We start from the raw sequence: 4,241 nt of genomic DNA on the forward strand, positions 1-4,241 counted from the left end.
CAGCGGCAGCAGCACGATGAAGCGGGTATCGCCGGGCACGGACTCCACGCGCAAATCCCCGCGATGTTTCTTCACGACGATGTTCCACGCCAAATCCAGCCCGAGGCCGGTGCCCTCGCCGACCGGTTTGGTGGTGAAGAACGGCTCGAAGATGTGCTCGCGCGCCTCATCGGGGATACCGGGCCCGGTGTCGCAGATCTCGATGCGGGCCAGCTTCTCGCCTTCCCGGCCGGTGCGGACGGTCAGCGTGCCGCCCTTCTCGCGCATCGCCGCCAGTGCGTTGTCAATAATGTTGGTCCAGACCTGGTTGAGATCGCCTGGGAAACAAGGGATTTCGGGTAGCGACTGGTCGAACTCCTTGACCACTGTGATCGCGCTGCCGTTCTTACTGCCGTCTTTGCTGAATCGGTCGGCGAACATCACCAGCGTGCTGCGCAACAGTTCGTGCACGTTGGCCACGTCGAAAAGAGCCCGGTCCATCCGGGAATATTGCTTGGCATCGGCGACCAGGGCCGAAATCCGTTTGCTCGCTTCCGAAATCTGGTTCATCAGAAGTTCGCTCTCGATCGTGTAGCTGATCCAGCGGATCGCCTCCTCCACCGAGGCGGAAGCATCCAATTCCTCGGCGGTTGCGGCAATCCGCTCCAGCCAGTCGGTGTCGACGCCGCCTTCGACGAGTGATGGTGCGATGTCCCATCCGCCCTCGATGTCGTGGTCCTCGAGCCACTCGCCGACGGCGTCCTCGCGGTCGGTGGATTCGATCGCGGTCAGATGCTCCGACGCCGATTTGGCGACCTGCTCGGCGACCGCCTCCTGCAGCCGCACCAATGCGTTCAGCGTCTCGGCGCTGACGGTGCCGTCAGCGAGCATCACCAGTTTCCCGCGCATGCGGGAGATCCGGCCGCGCAGCTCGTCGGCGGCCCGTGCGATGGCCGCGGCCGGATTGTTCAGCTGATGGGTCAGCCCGGCCGACAACCGGCCCAGCGCGAGCAGCTTCTCCCGGTTGTCGATGATCCGGCGGGTCCGGTCGGTGCCCACCGCGATCCCGTCGAGCAGGTGAACCGCCATCGGGAACTGATCCCGCATGAATTGGGCGAACACCGGCGCGTCCATGACGAAGAACCGCGACGGCTTGGTCACGTGCACCGACGCGTCATAGAGCTTTTGGTTCCCGCCGGTGAACGCCCGCCAGGCACCGCAATACACGCCGCGCTGCGATGTCCGGTTCGTCTCGATGGCCTGGCCGCCAGAGAGCTTCGACATCGCCAGCTCGCCCTCGATCAGGACGTAGAAGCAGGTCGCCGGATCGCCCTCGACGATGATCGGTCCCGGCTGGAATTCCTGGATATGGCCGTTGACGCACAGGGTCTCGAGCTGGTCGTCAGAGAGCTTCTCGAACAGGAACAGGGTGCGCAATTCGTCTGCGTCGCAAGGGAGCCGGGTAGTCATGACTCCGCCAGGTAACGGTGAACCAACATCACGGCCATCGATCCTTCCCCCACCGCGGCCGCGACCCGTTTGGCGGATTGGGAGCGCACATCGCCGGCGACGAACACGCCCGGCACGCTGGTCTCCAGGTGGTGCGGTGGCCGGTCGAGCGTCCAGCCGCACACGTTTCGCAGATCCGGGCCGGTGAGGATGAAGCCGTGGTCGTCGCGGGCGAGCACGTCCTTGAGCCACTCGGTGCGCGGTGCGGCGCCGATGAAGATGAACATCCGGGCGCAGCTGACGTCGTCGGTCCGCCCGGTCCGGTTGTCGATCAGAGTCAGTCGTTCGAGGTAATCGTTTCCGATGGCGCACTGCACTTCGGTACAGGTACGGACAGTGATGTTGGGTCGCTGCTCGATCTGTTCGATCAGGTAGTGCGACATCGACGCCTCCAGCGACGGCGCGCGCACCACGATCGTGACGGATTTGGCCTCGCGGGACAGGTACATCGCGGCCTGGCCGGCGGAGTTCGCCCCGCCGATCACGTAGATCTCTTCGCCCTCACATTCCGAGGCGATGGAGACCGCGGCCCCATAGTGCACGCCGCGGCCTTTCAACGAGTCGCAGCCGTCCGCGGTCAGCTCGTTGTAGGCGACGCCGGTGGCGACGATGATCGCGTGCGCGTCGATGGAGCCGCCGTCGGCGAACCGAATGGTGCGTTTTGGTCCGTTGATCTCCAGGGCGGTGGCCGTGCGGGCGGTGATGAGTTCCGCGCCGAACTTCTCCGCCTGTCTGCGCGCGCGATCAGCCAGTTGGCCGCCGGACACCCCGTCGGGAAAGCCGAGATAATTTTCGATCCTCGAGCTCTGGCCGGCCTGGCCGCCCGTCGCAGTTGTCTCTATCAGCACCGTGCGCAGGCCTTCGGAAGCGCCATAGACGGCGGCAGCCAGGCCCGCGGGCCCGCCGCCGACCACGATCAGGTCGTAGAAGTCTTGTGACGGCGTGGTGGTCAGGCCCAATGTGTCGGCCAGTTCGGCGTTGCTGGGTTCGACGAGCGGGTCGCCGTGTTCGGTGACGACGACCGGGAGCCGCCTGCCGTCCTCGCCGGCCGCTTGAAGCAGTTGCTCGCCGACTGGCTCGTCGGAGGCGAACCAGTTGTAGTGCAGCCCGTTGCGGGCCAGGAAGTCGCGGACTTCCCAGGATCGCGCCGACCAGCGGTGACCGATCACCTTGGTGTGCGGGATGGGTCGTTCGGGCGCCCGCTTCCAGGCCTCCAGCAGATCGTCGATGACGGGGTACAGCTTCTCCTCGGGCGGATCCCACGGCTTGAGCAGGTAATGGTCCAGGTCGACGACGTTGATGGCGTCGATGGCGGCGTGAGTGTCGGCGTACGCGGTCAGCAACACCCGCTTGGCCGCCGGATACAGGTCCATTGCCTTCTCGAGGAAGTCGATACCGGTCATCTGGGGCATCCGGTAGTCGGCGACGAGCATGGCGACCGTCTCACCGCGCAACTTGAGCTGCTTGAGGGTGTCCAGCGCGTCCGGGCCCGATTCGGCCCGCACAATCCGGTGGGCATCGCCGTATTTGCGCCGCAAATCCCTGGCAACAGCCCGGGACACCCCGGGATCGTCGTCGACGGTCAGCATCACGGGTTTCCGGGATGCGGTATCGGCACTCGCGGGGTTAGTCATCAGCGTCAAGTATGCGCTTGTCAGGCCTGCCGTGTGGGGGTGAGGGTGGCGGTCCGAAATTCTCTGACAGCGATTTTGGCCAGCACGAATAAGCGGGTATCGTGGAGCAACGGTGCGTCATCGCGCTGGTTTCTCGCGTGCCCTGTCTTAGGAATTTCCTGTCACTGGCTCACGTTATAAAGCCGGCGAATGCTGCGCTGATCCGGGCGTAGAAGCAACGAAACCAAAAGACGAGGATTTCAGAGACGTTATGGCCAAGAAGGACGGCGCCATAGAGGTCGAGGGCCGCGTGGTCGAGCCCCTGCCCAATGCGATGTTCCGCATTGAGCTGGAAAACGGCCACAAGGTGCTCGCCCACATCAGTGGCAAGATGCGGCAGCACTACATCCGCATCCTGCCCGAGGACCGGGTGGTGGTGGAGTTGTCTCCCTACGACCTGTCCCGTGGCCGCATTGTGTACCGCTACAAGTAAGAGCCCGAAGAACTAACCGACGAGAAGACAGAACAGGATCAACAAGCCGTGAAGGTGAACCCGAGCGTCAAGCCGATCTGCGACAAGTGCAGGGTGATCCGTCGGCATGGGCGGGTCATGGTGATCTGCTCCGATCCGCGCCACAAGCAGCGTCAGGGCTAATCGCCCGCGCCGTGCGGCGCACACACAACTGAATGCAGACCTCCCAGCACCACTGAGCGGCAGGCATCTTTAGAGATGGGCCAGCTCAGCCTCGTCCGGAACGGAGGCCGGACCCCGGAGCCCTGAGTTGTTTTCTGGGCCAGGGAACGGGCTGGGAACAGACCTCCGCATAGAGAAGGAATGCCACCCATGGCTCGACTAGTGGGCGTCGACCTCCCGCGCGATAAGCGCATGGAGGTCGCGTTGACGTACATCTACGGCGTTGGCCGTACCCGTTCCAACGAAATCCTGGCCGCTACCGGGATCGACAAAGACCTGCGTACCAAGGACCTCACCGACGATCAGGTGACCCATCTGCGCGACTACATCGAAGGCAACCTCAAGGTCGAGGGTGATCTGCGCCGCGAGGTGCAGGCCGACATCCGCCGCAAGATCGAAATCGGTTGCTACCAGGGCCTTCGGCACCGCCGCGGCCTGCCGGTGCG

Annotated in this window: 5 protein-coding genes; 3 read left to right on the forward strand and 2 right to left on the reverse strand. The window is 64.3% G+C overall.

The window, feature by feature from the left end:
* On the reverse strand, positions 1-1,449 hold a 1,449-nt coding region (locus VN856_RS24580; RefSeq protein WP_325694188.1), incomplete at its 3' end, for an ATP-binding protein.
* Positions 1,446-3,122, reverse strand: coding sequence for an FAD-dependent oxidoreductase (locus VN856_RS24585; RefSeq protein ID WP_325694191.1), 1,677 nt, complete (start codon positions 3,120-3,122; stop codon positions 1,446-1,448). The genes VN856_RS24580 and VN856_RS24585, both read right to left, overlap by 4 nt.
* Positions 3,123-3,372: 250 nt before the next feature.
* Between VN856_RS24585 and infA the strand changes: the two genes are divergently transcribed.
* From infA to rpsM, 3 genes are all read left to right on the forward strand, one after another.
* Positions 3,373-3,594, forward strand: coding sequence for a translation initiation factor IF-1 (gene infA / locus VN856_RS24590; protein WP_003418601.1), 222 nt, complete (start codon positions 3,373-3,375; stop codon positions 3,592-3,594).
* Between the two features lie 48 nt (positions 3,595-3,642).
* Positions 3,643-3,756 (forward strand): 50S ribosomal protein L36, encoded by a 114-nt coding sequence (gene rpmJ, locus VN856_RS24595; RefSeq protein WP_003879483.1) that lies wholly within the window; start codon positions 3,643-3,645, stop codon positions 3,754-3,756.
* Positions 3,757-3,945: 189 nt separating this feature from the next.
* A partial coding sequence (rpsM, locus tag VN856_RS24600) for a 30S ribosomal protein S13 (RefSeq protein WP_325694197.1) occupies positions 3,946-4,241 on the forward strand: 296 nt, incomplete at its 3' end.

The sequence above is a fragment of the Mycobacterium sp. genome, assembly GCF_035603715.1.
Lineage (GTDB): Bacteria > Actinomycetota > Actinomycetes > Mycobacteriales > Mycobacteriaceae > Mycobacterium.